Origin of the sequence: Acinetobacter sp. PC34 (assembly GCF_051789135.1) — a bacterium.
Classification (GTDB): Bacteria; Pseudomonadota; Gammaproteobacteria; order Pseudomonadales; family Moraxellaceae; genus Acinetobacter; species Acinetobacter johnsonii.
Map to the genome: position 1 here is coordinate 2305536 of NZ_CP196664.1, position 16128 is coordinate 2321663.

At 41.8% G+C, this 16128-nt stretch carries 18 protein-coding genes; 11 read left to right on the top strand and 7 right to left on the bottom strand.

What is annotated here, in order from left to right; translation table 11 throughout:
• The first annotated feature begins 122 nt into the window (after nucleotides 1-122).
• Nucleotides 123-503 carry a VOC family protein gene (locus ACSC9N_RS11220; protein ID WP_004980894.1) on the top strand — a complete coding sequence of 127 codons (381 nt, stop codon included), beginning with the start codon at nucleotides 123-125 and terminating at the stop codon, nucleotides 501-503.
• Between the two features lie 241 nt (nucleotides 504-744).
• Here ACSC9N_RS11220 and ACSC9N_RS11225 read toward each other — a convergent pair whose 3' ends face one another.
• Entirely contained in the window at nucleotides 745-1686 is a 942-nt protein-coding gene (locus tag ACSC9N_RS11225; RefSeq protein ID WP_058952086.1) for a M20/M25/M40 family metallo-hydrolase, read from the bottom strand.
• 146 nt (nucleotides 1687-1832) lie between these two features.
• Here ACSC9N_RS11225 and rlmH point away from each other — a divergent pair, with 146 nt between their 5' ends.
• The 3 genes from rlmH to ACSC9N_RS11240 all read left to right on the top strand — a co-directional run bounded on the left by rlmH (nucleotide 1833) and on the right by ACSC9N_RS11240 (nucleotide 4124).
• Nucleotides 1833-2315 carry a 23S rRNA (pseudouridine(1915)-N(3))-methyltransferase RlmH gene (rlmH, locus tag ACSC9N_RS11230; RefSeq protein ID WP_004980899.1) on the top strand — a complete coding sequence of 161 codons (483 nt, stop codon included), beginning with the start codon at nucleotides 1833-1835 and terminating at the stop codon, nucleotides 2313-2315.
• 108 nt (nucleotides 2316-2423) lie between these two features.
• Entirely contained in the window at nucleotides 2424-3200 is a 777-nt protein-coding gene (locus ACSC9N_RS11235) for a dioxygenase family protein (protein ID WP_010326300.1), read from the top strand.
• A gap of 141 nt (nucleotides 3201-3341) precedes the next feature.
• A complete protein-coding gene (locus tag ACSC9N_RS11240) occupies nucleotides 3342-4124 on the top strand; it encodes a DUF4377 domain-containing protein (RefSeq protein WP_010326299.1) in 783 nt (260 codons plus the stop codon).
• A gap of 73 nt (nucleotides 4125-4197) precedes the next feature.
• On the opposite strand, the gene gdhA is transcribed toward ACSC9N_RS11240, so the two are convergent.
• Entirely contained in the window at nucleotides 4198-5541 is a 1344-nt protein-coding gene (gdhA, locus tag ACSC9N_RS11245; RefSeq protein ID WP_004980905.1) for an NADP-specific glutamate dehydrogenase, read from the bottom strand.
• 347 nt (nucleotides 5542-5888) lie between these two features.
• Between gdhA and ACSC9N_RS11250 the strand changes: the two genes are divergently transcribed.
• Entirely contained in the window at nucleotides 5889-6683 is a 795-nt protein-coding gene (locus ACSC9N_RS11250; protein WP_010326298.1) for an RnfABCDGE type electron transport complex subunit B, read from the top strand.
• A gap of 3 nt (nucleotides 6684-6686) precedes the next feature.
• Nucleotides 6687-7397, top strand: a complete 711-nt coding sequence (nth, locus tag ACSC9N_RS11255) for an endonuclease III (RefSeq protein WP_010326297.1) — start codon at nucleotides 6687-6689, stop codon at nucleotides 7395-7397.
• Nucleotides 7398-7409: 12 nt separating this feature from the next.
• On the opposite strand, the gene ACSC9N_RS11260 is transcribed toward nth, so the two are convergent.
• From ACSC9N_RS11260 to ACSC9N_RS11275, 4 genes are all read right to left on the bottom strand, one after another.
• A complete protein-coding gene (locus tag ACSC9N_RS11260) occupies nucleotides 7410-7595 on the bottom strand; it encodes a hypothetical protein (RefSeq protein ID WP_371746420.1) in 186 nt (61 codons plus the stop codon).
• Between the two features lie 94 nt (nucleotides 7596-7689).
• Complete coding sequence (gene adk, locus ACSC9N_RS11265) at nucleotides 7690-8349, bottom strand: adenylate kinase (RefSeq protein WP_004980915.1); 660 nt, start codon at nucleotides 8347-8349, stop codon at nucleotides 7690-7692.
• Between the two features lie 77 nt (nucleotides 8350-8426).
• Entirely contained in the window at nucleotides 8427-9743 is a 1317-nt protein-coding gene (locus tag ACSC9N_RS11270) for a hypothetical protein (RefSeq protein ID WP_004694304.1), read from the bottom strand.
• A gap of 63 nt (nucleotides 9744-9806) precedes the next feature.
• Complete coding sequence (locus tag ACSC9N_RS11275) at nucleotides 9807-10325, bottom strand: hypothetical protein (RefSeq protein WP_004980918.1); 519 nt, start codon at nucleotides 10323-10325, stop codon at nucleotides 9807-9809.
• Between the two features lie 241 nt (nucleotides 10326-10566).
• Here ACSC9N_RS11275 and mrdA point away from each other — a divergent pair, with 241 nt between their 5' ends.
• From mrdA to ACSC9N_RS11295, 4 genes are all read left to right on the top strand, one after another.
• A complete protein-coding gene (gene mrdA / locus ACSC9N_RS11280) occupies nucleotides 10567-12612 on the top strand; it encodes a penicillin-binding protein 2 (RefSeq protein ID WP_010326295.1) in 2046 nt (681 codons plus the stop codon).
• Nucleotides 12613-12614: 2 nt separating this feature from the next.
• A complete protein-coding gene (gene rsmD / locus ACSC9N_RS11285) occupies nucleotides 12615-13181 on the top strand; it encodes a 16S rRNA (guanine(966)-N(2))-methyltransferase RsmD (RefSeq protein ID WP_010326294.1) in 567 nt (188 codons plus the stop codon).
• Nucleotides 13182-13387: 206 nt separating this feature from the next.
• Nucleotides 13388-14122 carry a sulfite exporter TauE/SafE family protein gene (locus ACSC9N_RS11290; protein ID WP_010326293.1) on the top strand — a complete coding sequence of 245 codons (735 nt, stop codon included), beginning with the start codon at nucleotides 13388-13390 and terminating at the stop codon, nucleotides 14120-14122.
• Nucleotides 14123-14287: 165 nt separating this feature from the next.
• Nucleotides 14288-14623 carry a hypothetical protein gene (locus ACSC9N_RS11295; RefSeq protein WP_010326292.1) on the top strand — a complete coding sequence of 112 codons (336 nt, stop codon included), beginning with the start codon at nucleotides 14288-14290 and terminating at the stop codon, nucleotides 14621-14623.
• 63 nt (nucleotides 14624-14686) lie between these two features.
• Here the strand turns inward: ACSC9N_RS11295 and ACSC9N_RS11300 are convergent, their stop codons facing one another.
• Complete coding sequence (locus ACSC9N_RS11300) at nucleotides 14687-15283, bottom strand: 1-acyl-sn-glycerol-3-phosphate acyltransferase (protein WP_010326291.1); 597 nt, start codon at nucleotides 15281-15283, stop codon at nucleotides 14687-14689.
• Between the two features lie 277 nt (nucleotides 15284-15560).
• Here ACSC9N_RS11300 and ACSC9N_RS11305 point away from each other — a divergent pair, with 277 nt between their 5' ends.
• Nucleotides 15561-16037: a copper resistance protein NlpE gene (locus ACSC9N_RS11305; RefSeq protein WP_010326290.1), complete on the top strand. Its 477-nt coding sequence runs from the start codon at nucleotides 15561-15563 to the stop codon at nucleotides 16035-16037.
• The last annotated feature ends 91 nt before the right edge of the window (nucleotides 16038-16128 follow it).

The following is a 16128-nucleotide window of genomic DNA, read 5'->3' on the forward strand; positions in this document are numbered from 1 at the left end:
ATCGTAAAAAAGAGAGCTTCGGCTCTCTTTTTTATTACAATTTACTGTAGATAACACCACACATCTTTATGCTTTTATTTCCTACAATAATTTGATCAAGGGATACATGTAGGACAACTAAAATGAAAAACCCGATTGGCTGGTTTGAAATTTATGTGGATGACTTATCTCGTGCCAAACAATTTTATGAATCTGTTTTTAATATTCAATTAACTGAATTAACCCCACCAGCAGATGATAATTCACTGCAAATGTGGGCTTTCCCCTCAGACATGCAAGCCTATGGTGCTTCAGGTGCACTGGTGAAAATGCCAGGCCTATCCGCAGGAGGAAACAGTACCTTAATCTATTTTTCATGTGACGATTGTGCGAATGAAGCGAGCCGACTTGTTGAGTCTGGTGGAAAAATTCATGAAGCAAAAACGGCCATTGGTGAATATGGTTTTATTGTGCTGGCCTTTGATAGCGAAGGAAATATGATTGGCCTACATTCCATGACGTGAAATGAATCTACCCATTTTCGCTTAGTTGGTTTGAATTTTTGTATAAAACCTTTTCCTCTATCATCCATCAGACTTGAAAAATCGATAAAAAGCCCGATATAAATAATAAGAACAGATACGCGCTGTATGTTTCTTTTTATTGATAATTTGAAATTGCATGGTCATCTGATTCTCCAGACGGATGACCTTTTATCGCAGTTCTCGCTACTTGGGAACTGCGTTTTTTATTGCTCAAAATACATTAAGGTTTCAATAAATGCTGTACCAACCCATCGATCACATTCGCCATTTTGGTCAAATTCAACGTTGCTAAGCGGTCTGCTTTGGTATGGTAGTGACCATTTCGATAAAATGCGGTATCGGTAATCATGACTGCGGGAATATCAAACTCCCAATAATTCAAATGATCTGAAAAATCAAAAGCATTGGCAAAGCTCGGAGCAACCAAACGCTGACATTCTAACTGATCAAGTTGCTGCATCGCTGCACAATAGCCTGCGCCTAAATCACGTGAACTGACATTACTCACTGTCGCAATAAAATTACCATGGCTTGGATAAATCCACTTTAAGCCCACAGGATAGCTTTGGATGGGTTGTTCGCTAAAGAAGCCGATCATTTCTAAAATATACACACCTTTAATCTTATCTTTTTGTGCCTGAACCGATTTCGCATGCACATAACTGCCCATTTGTTCAGTTTTAGAAAACGGTGGTTCTTCTAAACTATAGAACACAAAGTCCACATTGTTAGGCAGTTTAAACTTCTGCTCTGCCAAAATACGCGCCGTTTCAATAACGCCTGCAACACCAGAGGCATTGTCATCTGCACCATCTTGATCGCCAAAGACGTCATAATGCGCCCCAACAATCACGCGGTCTGCCCGTCCGACGTTTAAACTACACACTACATTTCGGTAAATTTGCTGATTGGCCGTAAAGTTTTGATAGTGACACGGAACGCCCAATAAGCGCATTTGTTCTTTGATCCATGCAGAGACACGGTTCAGTTCATCAAGGTTTTTATAGTTACGTGCTTTGCCCTGACCAATCACTTGCTCCAAATAGACTTGTAGGTTTTGTTCATCAGCCATTTTGGCGTTGCTTGCAAATACCTGCCCTGTGAAAGTACCCAGTACAACAATCAACAAAAAAGCCTGTTTTTTTAAAGTTTTGAGCCACATTGTTATTATTCCAAGTATTTCTTATTCCTTTCATCTGTTGAATTAAGCAACATTAGTTCAGTGAATTCAATTGCATTTTGTTTCGTCTCACTGCAAAGCATTGCTTTCACCGTTATAATGAATCGTCTCCTTATACATGCCCCATTATGAAAATCCGTATTCTGACCATTGGTCAAAAAATGCCTGCATGGGTACTGACTGGTTTTGAAGATTATTTCAAACGTATTCAACCTTTTGTGCAAACGCAGATTATTGAACTGCCAATGGCAAAGCGCGGTAAAAATGATTCAGAAGCAGATATTTTAAAATACCGTCAAATTGAAGGTGATAGCATTTTAAATGCAATGAAAGGTAACGAAGTACTGATTGCTTTGGAAGTCGGTGGTCGTGAGTTTAGCACCGAAAAACTGGCAGAAACCATGAAAGGGTGGATGCTTGAGGGCAATGATATTGTACTGGCAATTGGTGGGCCTGACGGTCACTCTGAAGCAGTACGTAAAGCAGCTGCTTGGCATTGGTCTTTATCCAAACTGACTTTACCACACCCGATGGTTCGCGTGATGCTGATTGAACAGCTTTATCGTGCTATGAGTATTAACCATAATCACCCTTATCATCGTGCAGGTTAAGCTCAAGTATTGTTCTTTTTTTGGAACAATACGTTGATATTTCCCCCATTACACAGATGATAAGAATCTGACAAAATCCTTTTCATCTTCCCTTATTAGGCTTTCACAATGAACTTACAAACGCTACCCGGCTTATTCATTTCTCATGGCTCTCCCATGCTTGCGTTGAATCCAGAGCAAGTTGGGCCTGCGTTACATCGTTTGGGTCTAAACTTACCGACACCACAAGCAATTGTGATTATGTCCGCTCACTGGGAAAGTAACTCACTTGAAGTAAGTACTGGAGCCCGTCCTGAGACATGGCATGACTTTCGAGGCTTTCCTGCTGAGCTTTATGACATTCGCTACCCAGCACCCGGTCAACCTGTTCTAGCCGAAGAAATTCTACATTTATTGGCAGAAGCGGGTTTTTCAGCTCATGCAAACAGTACTCGTCCGCGTGATCATGGCGTTTGGATGCCTTTACTCCATATGTATCCAGATGCAGACATCCCTGTGGTGGAAATTTCACTCCCGATGAATCTGTCGGCAGAAGAGATTTATAAAATTGGTCAAACCCTTGCGCCACTACGCGAGCAGCAGGTCTTGCTCATTGGCTCAGGGAGTATTACCCATAACTTAGCCGAGTTGTCTTGGCATGGTCAGTCACAAGCGGTACCTGAGTGGGCATCGACATTTCGTAATCATGTGGTCGCGAAACTTAGCCATCAGGACTTTGACGCCATTTTAGACTGGGAATCGATTCCTTTTGTCCGTCGTAACCACCCAACGTTAGAACACTTTGCCCCAATATTTTTTGCGATGGGTACAGGACATCGTTTTAATATTGTGCATAGTAGCTTTACCATGGGTGCACTGGGCATGGACATTTACCGTTTTGATTAATGTATAAATTTTACTTATATATTAACAAAAAAATATTTATGGATATATTTTGAAACCCAAAAGAACTGAATGTATCCATTCTTTTAAAAACAACATCGGATATCATGTATCTTGTTATTTTAAATCAAGAACTTGTAACCCATGAAATTAAAATATTTAGCGATTGCCCTTTTCCCACTCGCACTGGCTGCTTGCCAATCATCTGATATTCAAAAAGTAGGAGATTTGGCTGTGTCTGTACTACAACAACAAAATGCAGATCAAACACTCGCAAACTACCATTGGAGCGCGAACACCGCAGGTACGCCTAAACCTTTGGTTTTAAACTTTGACAAACAAGCTGGTCGCTTAGGCATTGCAACCAGTTGTAACGGTATGGGGACTAGCTGGAAAGTTGAGAGTAATCAAATCGTGACGGGTAACCTGATGGCGACTCAAATGGCATGTGAACCAAAAGCCATGGCTCAGGAAGGCATGGCAGCAGATTTATTTGACAACCGTAAAGCACCGTTTGTTTTAAACCTAAATGATCCTGATGCGCCAACACTGACCGTGGTATCGGCAAAAGGTGAAAAAATTGTATTCACAGGTAAGCAAACTGCTGAATCGAAATATCAAAGCCAAGGTGAAACTGTTTTCTTAGAAATTTCACCAGAAACCAAAACATGTTCTGCAGGTGTTGCCCGTATGGAATGCCTACAAGTTCGTGAAATTAAATATGCTGAAAATGGCCTAAAAACGCAGGTCGATAAAGACTGGACGTTATTCTATAACCATATCGATGGTTTCACCCACAATCCGAAAGAGCGTCAAATCGTACGTGTTAAACGTTTTGAAATTGCCAACCCTGCGGCTGACCAATCAAAATATGCTTATGTTCAAGACATGATTATTGAACGTGAAGCGGTCAAAGGTTCATTGTAATCGTTCAATGACCTAGAAAAAAACCGAGGCTATCGCCTCGGTTTTTTATTGGGATTTTCTAAGTGTACAAAACTTAGAATACGCCTTGAGCTAGCATTGCATCTGCAACTTTTACAAAGCCTGCAATGTTCGCACCATTGACATAGTTCACAGTACCATCTGCTTGTGTACCGTATTTCACACAGTTACGGTGAATTTCTTTCATGATCGCATGTAAGCGCTCATCGACTTCTTCAAAAGTCCAACCCAAACGCAAAGCATTTTGTGACATTTCTAAGCCAGAAGTCGCAACACCACCCGCGTTCGATGCTTTACCTGGTGCGTATAAAATTTTCGCTTCAACGAATTTTTCGACTGCATCTAAGGTAGAAGGCATGTTTGCCCCTTCAGCGACACAAATCACACCATTTGCAAGAAGTACTTCAGCATCTGCCTGATCTAACTCATTTTGAGTTGCACATGGCAGTGCAATATCACATGGAATAGACCATGGACGCTGACCTTCTAAGTATTCAAAGCCATGCTTAGATGCAAACTCAGAAATACGACCGCGCTTCACATTTTTCAATTCCATCACTTCAGCAAGTAAAGCATCGGTAAAACCTGCTTTTACATATACCGTACCCGCAGAGTCAGACAATGAAACGACTTTTGCACCCAGATACATTGCTTTTTCAGCAGCGTACTGTGCTACGTTACCAGAACCAGAAATCGTGACTGTTTTGCCTTGGAAGCAGTCGCCACGTGTTTTCAGCATTTCTTCAGCAAAATACACTGTGCCGTAGCCCGTTGCTTCAGGACGCGCCAAAGAACCACCAAAGGTCAAACCTTTACCCGTAAACACAGATGAAGTGTCATTACTTAACTTCTTCATCATGCCAGCCATATAACCCACTTCACGGCCACCCACACCAATATCACCCGCAGGGATATCCGTATTTGAACCTAGGTGACGGTATAGCTCAATCATTAGCGCTTGGCAGAAACGCATAATTTCGCCTTCAGACTTACCCTTAGGATCAAAGTCTGAACCACCTTTACCACCGCCCATTGGCAGTGTAGTGAGGGCATTTTTAAAGGTCTGTTCAAAACCCAAGAACTTAAGAATAGACAAGTTCACCGATGGATGAAAACGCATACCACCTTTAAATGGACCAATAGCCGAGTTGTATTGAACACGGAAAGCACGATTTACATGCGTTTGACCTTGATCATCCACCCATGAAACGCGGAATTGAATCGCACGCTCTGGCTCAACCAAACGCTCCAGCAAACCGTGGTCTGCATAACGAGGATTTTTTTCAATGAACGGCCAAAGGCTGGTCATGACTTCCTCTACCGCTTGTAGAAATTCGGGTTGATGTTCATCACGTGTTTTCACGTAATCTAAAAACTCATTAAGGCTGTTATATTTCAACGCTTAATCCTCAGCAGAAAATGGATCAAAATTGGTCAAATTTTATAAACAATGTTAAATTTTGGCGCAAACAATTAAATATCTTTTACCAACAATTCACAACACATTTCTATAAAAAAACATATTTATCATTTATATAACAATTATTTATATAAAACATACCTCAAAACTGGTTATAAAAAAACACCAATGAAAACACAGGTTTAAAATCTTTTTTTGCTCAAAAATGATGCAGTTAATGAACCGTTTTAGAACACAGGATTATTCAAAAAAAACATGGTAAAATTCAGTGATCTACCTATTTCTCCTAATATCTCTGCAAATTCAGTTGCAGGATTGGTTTACGCATGAATTCGCACATTTCCCTGATCCAAAATATCGATGCCCTCCTTCCCCAAACCCAATGTGGACTCTGCGGACATCGTGATGGATGTCTGCCTTATGCCCAAGCCATCAGCGAAGGTGAAGCAGCCAATAAATGTGTACCCGGCGGGCAGCCTGTAGCCGATGCATTGGCTCAGTTGCTAAACAGGCCAGCATTAATTGCAGAAGAAAGTATTTGGCCTATTCAAGCCGATGGCCGCCCACAGAGAATGAAAGCAGTTATTCGTGAAGATGAATGCATTGGTTGTACCAAATGTATTAGTGCCTGTCCTGTAGATGCCATTATTGGCTCAGGTAAACTTATGCACAGTATTTTGACTGACCTGTGTACAGGCTGTGAATTGTGTATCCCACCTTGTCCTGTCGACTGTATTGACCTTATTCCAGATGTAGACGGCATACCGACGGAAATCTTGCGTAAAGCTGAGCAAGATGATTTAAGACAACGCTATTACGCACATATTCAACGTGAAGAAAAACAGCGTCTACACCGTAAATGCCCAGTGGTTCGTGCAGAAATTGATACGGCTTTATTTGCCCAGTTTTCAGCACAGAACGATACTATACCCGATATTCAGATCATTGAAAAAGAACCAGAAATGGCAGCAAAACTCGATGCAAAATCCACCATTGAGCTGGCGAAATTACGCGTACAAATTAAAAAATTAGAAAAGCAGCTCAGCGTTCGTGAAGATACGAAAAAACGTTTGTTGTTAGATGACTTAACCCAACACCTTCATCAGTTACAGGAAGCTTAAAACATGCTCACAACAAGCGGAAAACCTGTAAAAAACATGACCAAAAAGCAAATCCAAATCTTTTTTGAACGTTTACGTGCGCAACGTCCAAATCCCAAAACTGAATTAAATTATTCGAGTCCTTTTGAGCTGTTGGTGGCTGTGACCTTGTCTGCTCAGGCGACAGATGTGAGTGTCAACAAAGCTACAGACAAACTCTTTCCTGTTGCCAATACACCTGAAACTATTTACGCCTTAGGGGTCGATGGTTTAAAAACCTATATTAAAACCATAGGTTTATATAATGCGAAGGCCGAAAATGTAATTAAAGCCTGTAAAATGCTGATTGAAAAACATAACAGCATCGTGCCAAACAACCGTGCCGATTTAGAAGCTTTACCCGGTGTAGGGCGAAAAACAGCCAATGTAGTGTTGAATACTGCTTTTGGGCAACCGACCATGGCGGTCGATACGCATATTTTTCGTTTAGGCAATCGTACGGGATTAGCGGTCGGCAAAAATGTGCTTGAAGTCGAGCACCGTTTAGTGAAAGTCATTCCGAAAGAATTTATTGTGGACTCACACCATTGGCTCATTTTACATGGTCGATACTGCTGTATCGCACGCAAACCGAAATGTCATGAATGCATCGTTTCAGATGTGTGTAACTGGCCAGATCGTTTTGAATTTGGTGCAGCACGTATTGCCACAACGACGATTGAAGCTGAACACTAAAGTTCAGTTTTTTTATTGTTGATTTGATTTATCTTTTAAGTCTTGCTGCAACTTCGGATGCAACTGACGTTCTGGTTGCTTCTTCGACAGTTTTTCTTGTTTACTGACATCGCGTAGCATTTTTACGCTAATGCAAAACAAACCCACCAATACCGCCACGGCAACAATAATTAAAACAATGATTCCAACTTGTGCCACACGCGACTCCATTTTTAGAGGATCAAGAAAAAGAGCCCTAATATGACTTAGAGCTCTTTCAATGTCAAAACATTGCCATGTTTAAAACATGCAATTATTTGTCTTGATCAAGAATCGCGAACAAATCTGCTTGTACTTCGTCAATTGGACGTAAGCCATTCAGCTTGTCATAGGTTGGTGCATTTTCACCAGACGCTGCGCGACCTTGGTAGAAACCAACCAACTGTTCAGTTTCAGTGTGGTATGAACCTAAACGCTTACGAATCGTTGCTTCTTGGTCATCTGGACGCTGTACCAGCTCTTCACCAGTTTCGTCGTCCTTACCTTCCACTTTAGGTGGGTTGTAAACGATGTGATAAACACGGCCCGATGCAGGGTGCTGACGGCGACCAGAAAGACGTTGTACGATTTCTTCGTCAGGTACATCAATTTCAATCACGTGATCAATGTTGATGCCTTCATTTTCAAGCGCTTCGGCTTGAGGAATGGTACGAGGGAAACCATCAAAGATACAGCCATTTACACAGTCAGGTTGTGCAATACGTTCTTTCACTAAACCAATGATCAGTTCATCAGATACAAGACCACCATTGTCCATCACGCTTTTAGCTTGTAGACCGAGTTCAGTTCCTTCACGAATTGCAGCACGGAGCATATCACCGGTTGAAATTTGTGGGACATTGTAGCGCTTACAGATCAACTGAGCTTGTGTACCTTTACCTGCTCCAGGTGGTCCGAGTAAGATAATGCGCATAAAAAAACATCCTCATTTAAACAATATATTTGACGCTTTATACATGCCGACAAATTCGACATATTTTTAGCATCTAATTATAAGAAAGCTACAAACAAATGTATTGTACCCGCAATGAAGCCCGTTACCCCACCCAATAAAATCAAAATCCATTCGTCTTCCTGAAATGCAGGACGTAATAAGTTTTGAAATTCTTTCGGCGTTAGCTCCCGAATACGGTCTCTAAACATTTGATAGATTTTCTGTGCACGGCTCGCATTGAACGCTGGGTCGCATACAGGCACCATCGTAATTTCAATTGAACGATCAATCAAGTCCGTCTTGAGTTTTGCGTATTCACGTGGCCCCAAAGACAGCTGCAAAGATGTTCTCACCAATGGTGTTTCCATAATTTCATTAATATGACGTTTGACAATACGACGGGTCTTGTCTTTTTTATTGCCATACATCATTTCAGTCATGATGGATTTTAACGTAATCAGGTCTTCTGTGACTACACTTGCAAACACATCAGACACTTCTTCTTGACGCTTCATGAAAGCGCCTTGCACATTATAAGTCCCAATGCGCGGAATCACAGGCTTAATCCATGGAAACTTACGATCTTTTGTTAATTCAGTCAGTTGCAGATATCGAACATAGTGTGGCTCAATTGGATTAAACACCATCCAAATCGCAATCCAGTTGGTTAAGAAGCCCCATACTGCCGCCCAAAATGGTACGGTCCAATGCCATGGCACCACAAACCAAACAATCATTTGGAAGATACCAAAGAACATCCCAATGAGGGCACTAATATGCCAAATAAAGTTGATTTCTTTCTGACCCACTTTCAAGAACATACGCACCATTAGTCTGCGGTCACCTTCCATTTGGCTGACCACCATATCGCGCATATCCACAAGTGACTCGACGTTCATGGTCAGTTCGGTCACTAATTCTCTGAGCACAGCCGGAAGCTGTTTGTGTGCCTGCGCATAAATTCGACGCTTAATCGAATAAGGTAAGTTTTCCCAAAGTACAGCATTACGGTCAATCATGACTTCATCAATCAGGTGCTCAAGTTCAAAACCAACTTGCTCACCAATGATTCGCGCCATATCCTCAGGATCCATTGCATCTAAAAATTCACGCAAAGAACCAAGCTTAGATAAGGTGTTATCCGTAATGATGCCTGAAATACGCCCCGCTTTTCTGGGCACAATGCCCTGCCAACCCACAGGCAAAGGCCCAATATGAAAGCCCCAAAATGTAATCGGGTAAAAGACCATTTTCAGGGCCATCCAAACGTGCGCCCAAGTCACAAAAGCAGTCACAGGAATAATGCTGAGTACAGCCCAAAAATCGGGTCGATTCAAAAAGGTTTGCCACAACTGATTGACGTACTCAAGCATGCATAACTTCCATATTTAATTTTATTAACTGAATTATATAGCGTTTTAAAAAAGATATTGTGTCTACAAACCGAAACTTAGAGTATAGGAAAATTGTAGTCTCGGTTCAGTTTCTGCAACCACATAGCCCGATTTGGCTTCGAGTTTTTCCCCTGCACCAATCCCTACACTGAAAGTGCTGATTCGTTCAGGACTCAGTAACACATAAGCAAGATCTACACCACCACCAAGGCGAGATTCGTACTCGCCATCCACTTTCTTACTGTCAATATGCCCCGCATAAACACCGAGATAATAGCCATTTTTATCTTTACCAGTAAAATGAACTGGAAATCTAAAACCCAACTGACCACCTACAGGGTAATCATCATTGATAAATACCCCAGCTTTTGCGTATGCAATGCCATAAGGATTCACCCATTCCAGATTGGTGTGCAGTAATTTCTGCGTTACACCAGCCCCTACATTCCACGTTTGAGCACTGCCAGCAGGAATTTTTGCATCTGGCAAAAAGGAATTATCTTGAGCGTAGGCTACGTTTGCACAGGCAACAAGTGCCAACACTGGATAAATTCTTGTCATTATTGTCACCATTATCCGTAATGTTATTTTAGTAATTGGTCCCTTTTTACAGGATTTTGACTGTAGCAGAATTTATAAAACACTTATATACAGCAATTTATATTTTTGATGTCTATAAAGTCAAAATTTAGGCAAAAATGAAAAGCAGAAGCCGCGATTACAAATATCAAAACAGTGTGACATGCGTTAGAATAGCGCGCAGGTATTTTCCTCTTTATCCATGTGTTTAAGTCGATTTGGTATGAAACAGCACTTTCCTTTAAAAAATGTCCAACAAGAAAAGCGCATTTTTCGCAATCGTACCTTTATCTCCATGGGTATTGTGGTTTTCTTCTTGCTGATTTTAGTCACTCGCTATGCCTATTTGCAGCTGGTTCAATTTGACGAGTTTTCAACTGCATCCGATCAAAACCGCATTCGCCTACAACCTTTAGCCCCTGCCCGTGGTTATATTTATGACCGCAATGGTGTGCTGTTGGCGGACAACTATCCAGTCTTTACCGCGACGATGAGTCGAGCGGATGTGACGGATATTGATGCCACGATTGAACGTTTAACGCCAATCTTAGAACTCACCCCTGATGATATTGAGCGCTTTAACAGTCGTATTAAAGCCTCACGTAAAACTGAACGCGTTTCCATTAAACTTAATCTCAATGAAAACGATATTGCTCGCTTTAGCGAAGTTAAATATCAATTCCCTGGGGTTAATATCGAAACCCAGATGACGCGCTACTATCCACATGGTGAGCTATTTGCCCATGTGATTGGTTATGTCGGTCGAATTAACGATAAAGAATTAAAAAGCATCAATAAAGATTTGTATGCGGGCACTAACCTGATTGGTAAAATTGGGGTAGAAAACTCTTATGAAGATTTGCTGCATGGTGTACCAGGAAATGAGTCGGTCGAAGCCGATGCGCATGGTAACGTGCTACGTCATTTAGGTCGCAAAGAACCCGTTCGTGGTAATGACTTATATCTTTCACTCGATTATGGCTTGCAGACGGTTGCCTCAGAGCAGCTTGCAGGTCGTCGTGGTGCAATTGTGGCGATGGATCCACGTACAGGTGAAATTCTTGCCTTGGTCTCAAGTCCAAGTTTTAACCCTAACCTGTTTGTCACCGGCATTAGTCATACCGACTATAGTGGTTTACGCGATAACCTCGATCAACCCTTATATAACCGTGCTGTGCAAGGCGCTTACCCACCTGGCTCGACCATTAAACCGATGTTTGGTTTAGGTGGTATTCATTATGGCTTAATTGATTGGGGCACGGCCATTTCCGATCATGGCTATTTCACACTTCCGGGCGATTCGCATAAATTCCGCGACTGGAAAAAGTCAGGACACGGCGTAGTCAACTTGCATAAATCGCAAGTGGTCTCTTGCGATACCTTCTTCTACATTCTGTCGTTCCGTATGGGCATTGAAAAAATGAACACATGGATGCGCCAGTTTGGCTTTGGTGAAAAAACTGGTGTGGATTTACCAAGTGAAAGTACAGGCCTTTACCCAAACCCCGAATGGAAAATGCGTACCCGAGATGCCAAGTGGCTCAAAGGGGAAACCATTTCAGTAAGTATTGGACAAGGTGCTTTTACAGCAACACCGCTGCAATTGGCCATGGCAACAGCCATTACCGCCAACCATGGTTCACATGTGATTCCGCATGTTTTACAAACCAGTAAAGGCGCAAAACCACATAAAGACTTAAATGCACCTGATGGCAGAATCCAGTTCAATGGCACCGATCAAGACTGGATACAAATGCGTGATGCCATGGTCGATGTCATTGAAACAGGGACTGGACGTGGCATTCGCACGCCAATGTATAAAATTGCAGGTAAAACCGGTACTGCACAGGTCAAAAGTATTGCTCAAGGTAAACGCTATAATGAAGCCCTATTGACTGAACGTCAGTTAGATCACGGTTTATTCGTAGGCTTTGCACCTGCGGAAAACCCTGAAATTGCGATTGCAGTGGTTTGGGAAAATGGTCGTCATGGTGGTTCTGCGGCACAGCTGGCTCGTCCGATCTTAGACTACTGGCTGCTCACACGTCATAAAAATCCAATTCGTCCACAAAACCATCAAATTAGTGGCGGCTTGATGACAGCGGGGATTAAACCGGGTGAATTACCAAGTGGTAGCACTCCACCAGCGACCACAACTGGGACAAGTACAGCTACGCCAACCAGTACTTCCAATACAGCACCCGCTTCAACAACGGCAAATACAAGCCGTTCAGCTACACCACCTTCTGCACCTGTGGAGTCAGACTAATTATGAAAAACCAACTCCGCATCATTGGAGGGGACTGGAAACGTCGTCAACTGCCTTTTGCCAATATTGAAGGTTTACGCCCTACGCCTGATCGCGTACGTGAGACTTTGTTTAATTGGCTCATGTGGGATGTGCAAAACACCAATGTTTTGGATATTTGTGCAGGTTCGGGTGCGTTGGCATTTGAAGCCTTATCACGTGGTGCATCAAAGATAGTGATGATTGAACCTGACCGCAGTCAAGCACAGTTTTTAACGCAAAACTTGGAACTCCTTAAAGTCCCTAAGTCTCGTGCCCAGTTAAAAGTAGCGACTGCACAGCAAACATTAGCCACCTTAAAAGAGCAATTTGACTTGGTCTTTTTAGACCCACCGTATAGCCTAGAGCTATGGGAAGAACTGGCCCTCTTGGCGGATCCGATAATTCAAAATAATGGCTATATTTATGTAGAAGCCGATCGGGATTTGAATCTATTAAAACTTCCAGCATCGTGGGTGCAAGTGAAGAGCACCAAAGCTGGGACTGTACGTGCAGGTTTATATCAAAAGAAAGTGGTGGTTTCCCCATAATCTAGACACTTTTACGCCCTTTTGATTTAGGCCATCACGAAAGAAATTGCTCTTAGTGCATATTAGTGTGGTTCTGAGCTACGCTATGTATAAAGATCAATATACATATTCAAAATCAAGCTAAGGTTTCAATCATTTTTCATGTCTAAAACTATGTAGACAGATCGAAAAACCATACACTCGCTAAAATTTTAAATATATCGCATATGACTTGGTTGATCTTTATCTTAGGTGCAATGGTGGCGGGTTTTGTACAGGGACTCACGGGCTTTGCATTTGCCTTAATTGCCATGTCATTTTGGGTCTGGATCTTGGCACCTCAGCTCGCAGCGCCCTTGGTGGTGTTCGCCTCAGTCTGGAGTCACCTAATTTCCTTAAAGTCGGAATCTGCCTTTCAACTTGATAAAAGCCTTGTTACGCCTTATATCCTTGCAGGTCTGATTGGCGTTCCATTGGGTACCTATCTGTTAGACATCATTCAAGCACATACCTTTAAACTGGTTCTAGGAATTTTTTTGATTCTTTGGTGTCCATTGATGTTAATTAATCCCCAGATTCGCTTCATTCAAAACTCTGGAAAATACGCCGATAGCAGTATTGGTTTTCTTGGAGGTGTATTGGGTGGGTTAGGAGGCTTTTGTGGCTCACTGCCTTCAGCTTGGGTCATGTTAAAAAACCTTCCTAAAGAGCAACAGCGCTCAATTTTAAGGCATTTTAATTTCGCCATTCAGCTATTCACCTTACTCACCTATCTGCTCCGCGGAAATTTAAACTTGCAACATTTACCCTATATGGGCATCTTACTTTTGAGTGTGAGTCTACCTGCCATGCTCGGCGCGCAATTGTTTTATAAAATTTCTGAGCGGCAGTTCAAACATACGGTACTGGGTTTATTGTTTAGTTCAGGCTGTTTTCTATGTATCAGCTATCGCTTTCTGTAGTGCTATAAAAACCTGACTCTGCACTTTGGCATTGGCTTGGGTCAGCAATTGTGTGTTTTGTGTCAAAATAGGCTCATCTTTAAACAACTTAGCTCTACTGGGCTTTCTCCAACTCCAAAAATCTTTATACAATTGGCACACCTTCAAACCCACCGCTCACCATATATGAAACTGCCTCTTGCACTACTGAGTATTTGCTTTATCAGTGCTTGCTCCATAAGCTCATCCAAAGAAATAAAACAAGCCGAAAAACTTCTCCAATCTTTTGACTGTCAAAATATAGAGCGCGATCAGGCAGACCACAGCAGTATGACCAGTTATCATGAACAAGTGCTTGCCAGCAGCAAACAAAAAGCCCAATCCTATGTAGAAAGCTATCAACATGGCGATCAAATTTTTGACCTGCCCCTGCCCGAAGTGATTGAAACACAGCTACAAAGTTATACGGCCGCATGCCAATCACTAGGTGGGGTTTTACCCAATCCCCAGCAAAGTCCTTAAAATACGATTAGCAATAAAAAAGACAGCTCGAAAGCTGTCTTTTTTATTTCATATGATTCGAATTTAAGACACAGTTGAGTCGTTGTGATAGCGAGTATCGACACTGAAATCTTGAGGAAATTTAGCAGAAATTTGCGCATAAAATGCCATAATTTCAGCCATATCTTTTTCATAATCACCAGTAGGATAAATAATTTTACCCACTCCAGTTTTTTTCTTCGCATAGTCCATATAGGCCAACGCAATTGGAACACCTGCACTAACTGCAACATGGTAAAAACCTGTTTTCCACTGTTCCTGCTTGGCACGTGTCCCTTCAGGGGTGACCAACATCACCAACTTAGGGTGTTCTTTAAAAAGATCACTCATGAGTTGCACCATACTTGGACGTGGTTCACCTTCATGCTTCGGACGACGGTCAATACCTATCCCGCCCATTGCACGAACAAATGGCCCAAATGGCAGTTTCATATAGCTGTCTTTAATAGTGATACGGACATGCACACCTAAGGCCTTTAATGCCAAACGAGCGTACAGCGCATCCCAATTGCTGGTATGTGGCGCTGCAATCATTACACATTGATCGATATTCAAATCCCAATGATTATCAATCTGCCACCCCATTAAGGCTAAACTTTGTTCTGCAAGCTTTTCGAACACAAAAAATACCACATTACTGAAAATCCGCGCCGATTCTAGCAATGCTGCTGATCAAATACACGGCGAGACGCTCAATAAAACAACAATTAATCTATAAACGTATATTTTATTTAATTCCAAATATTTCAAGAAAAAACAGGGTCTTTGAGATTAAAGGTAAAAATACGTGAATAGTATTCTTTATTGAAGATACAGAAGCACTCACAGATCTTCACAGATTCATTTCCTGCACTACTGTAGTGTAAAACTAAACATTGAATAATATCAGGTGCTGTATATGCAAAAGACTGTTTTAGCACTATGCCTATCTTTCACCATGTTAACTGCATGCTCAAAGCCAAATGAAAACAATCCTCCACCAGATCACAATGTCACGGCATCTCTGGACGACAGTGCTAGCACAACCGTGATGGATGCACCAGACACAGCAAATGCCTTAGATTGGGTAGGCACATATCAAGGGGTTCTACCCTGTCATGATTGTTCTGGGATCGACACTGAACTTGAACTGACCTTAGATCATCATTTTGTGCTGAAACAAAAATTTTTAGGCAAATCGAATAATAATTATGTCAATGAAGTGAAAGGTTCATTTCAATTTTTGAATGACTCTGATCAACTGATACAGCTCGACTCATCTGGTGATAGCCGTATTTATTATATTGGTGCGCAATTCATTGAAATGCGTGGCGATAAAGGCCAACTACTGGATCAACCTGAGTCCAACTTTAAACTCACCAAATCCTTAGAATAGACACTCGCAACATTCTGAATGATTTAAATTGCTTCTTTATATATCACAGCATAAATTTCACCAAAACATCAAAATGGTGGCTGAATTACTT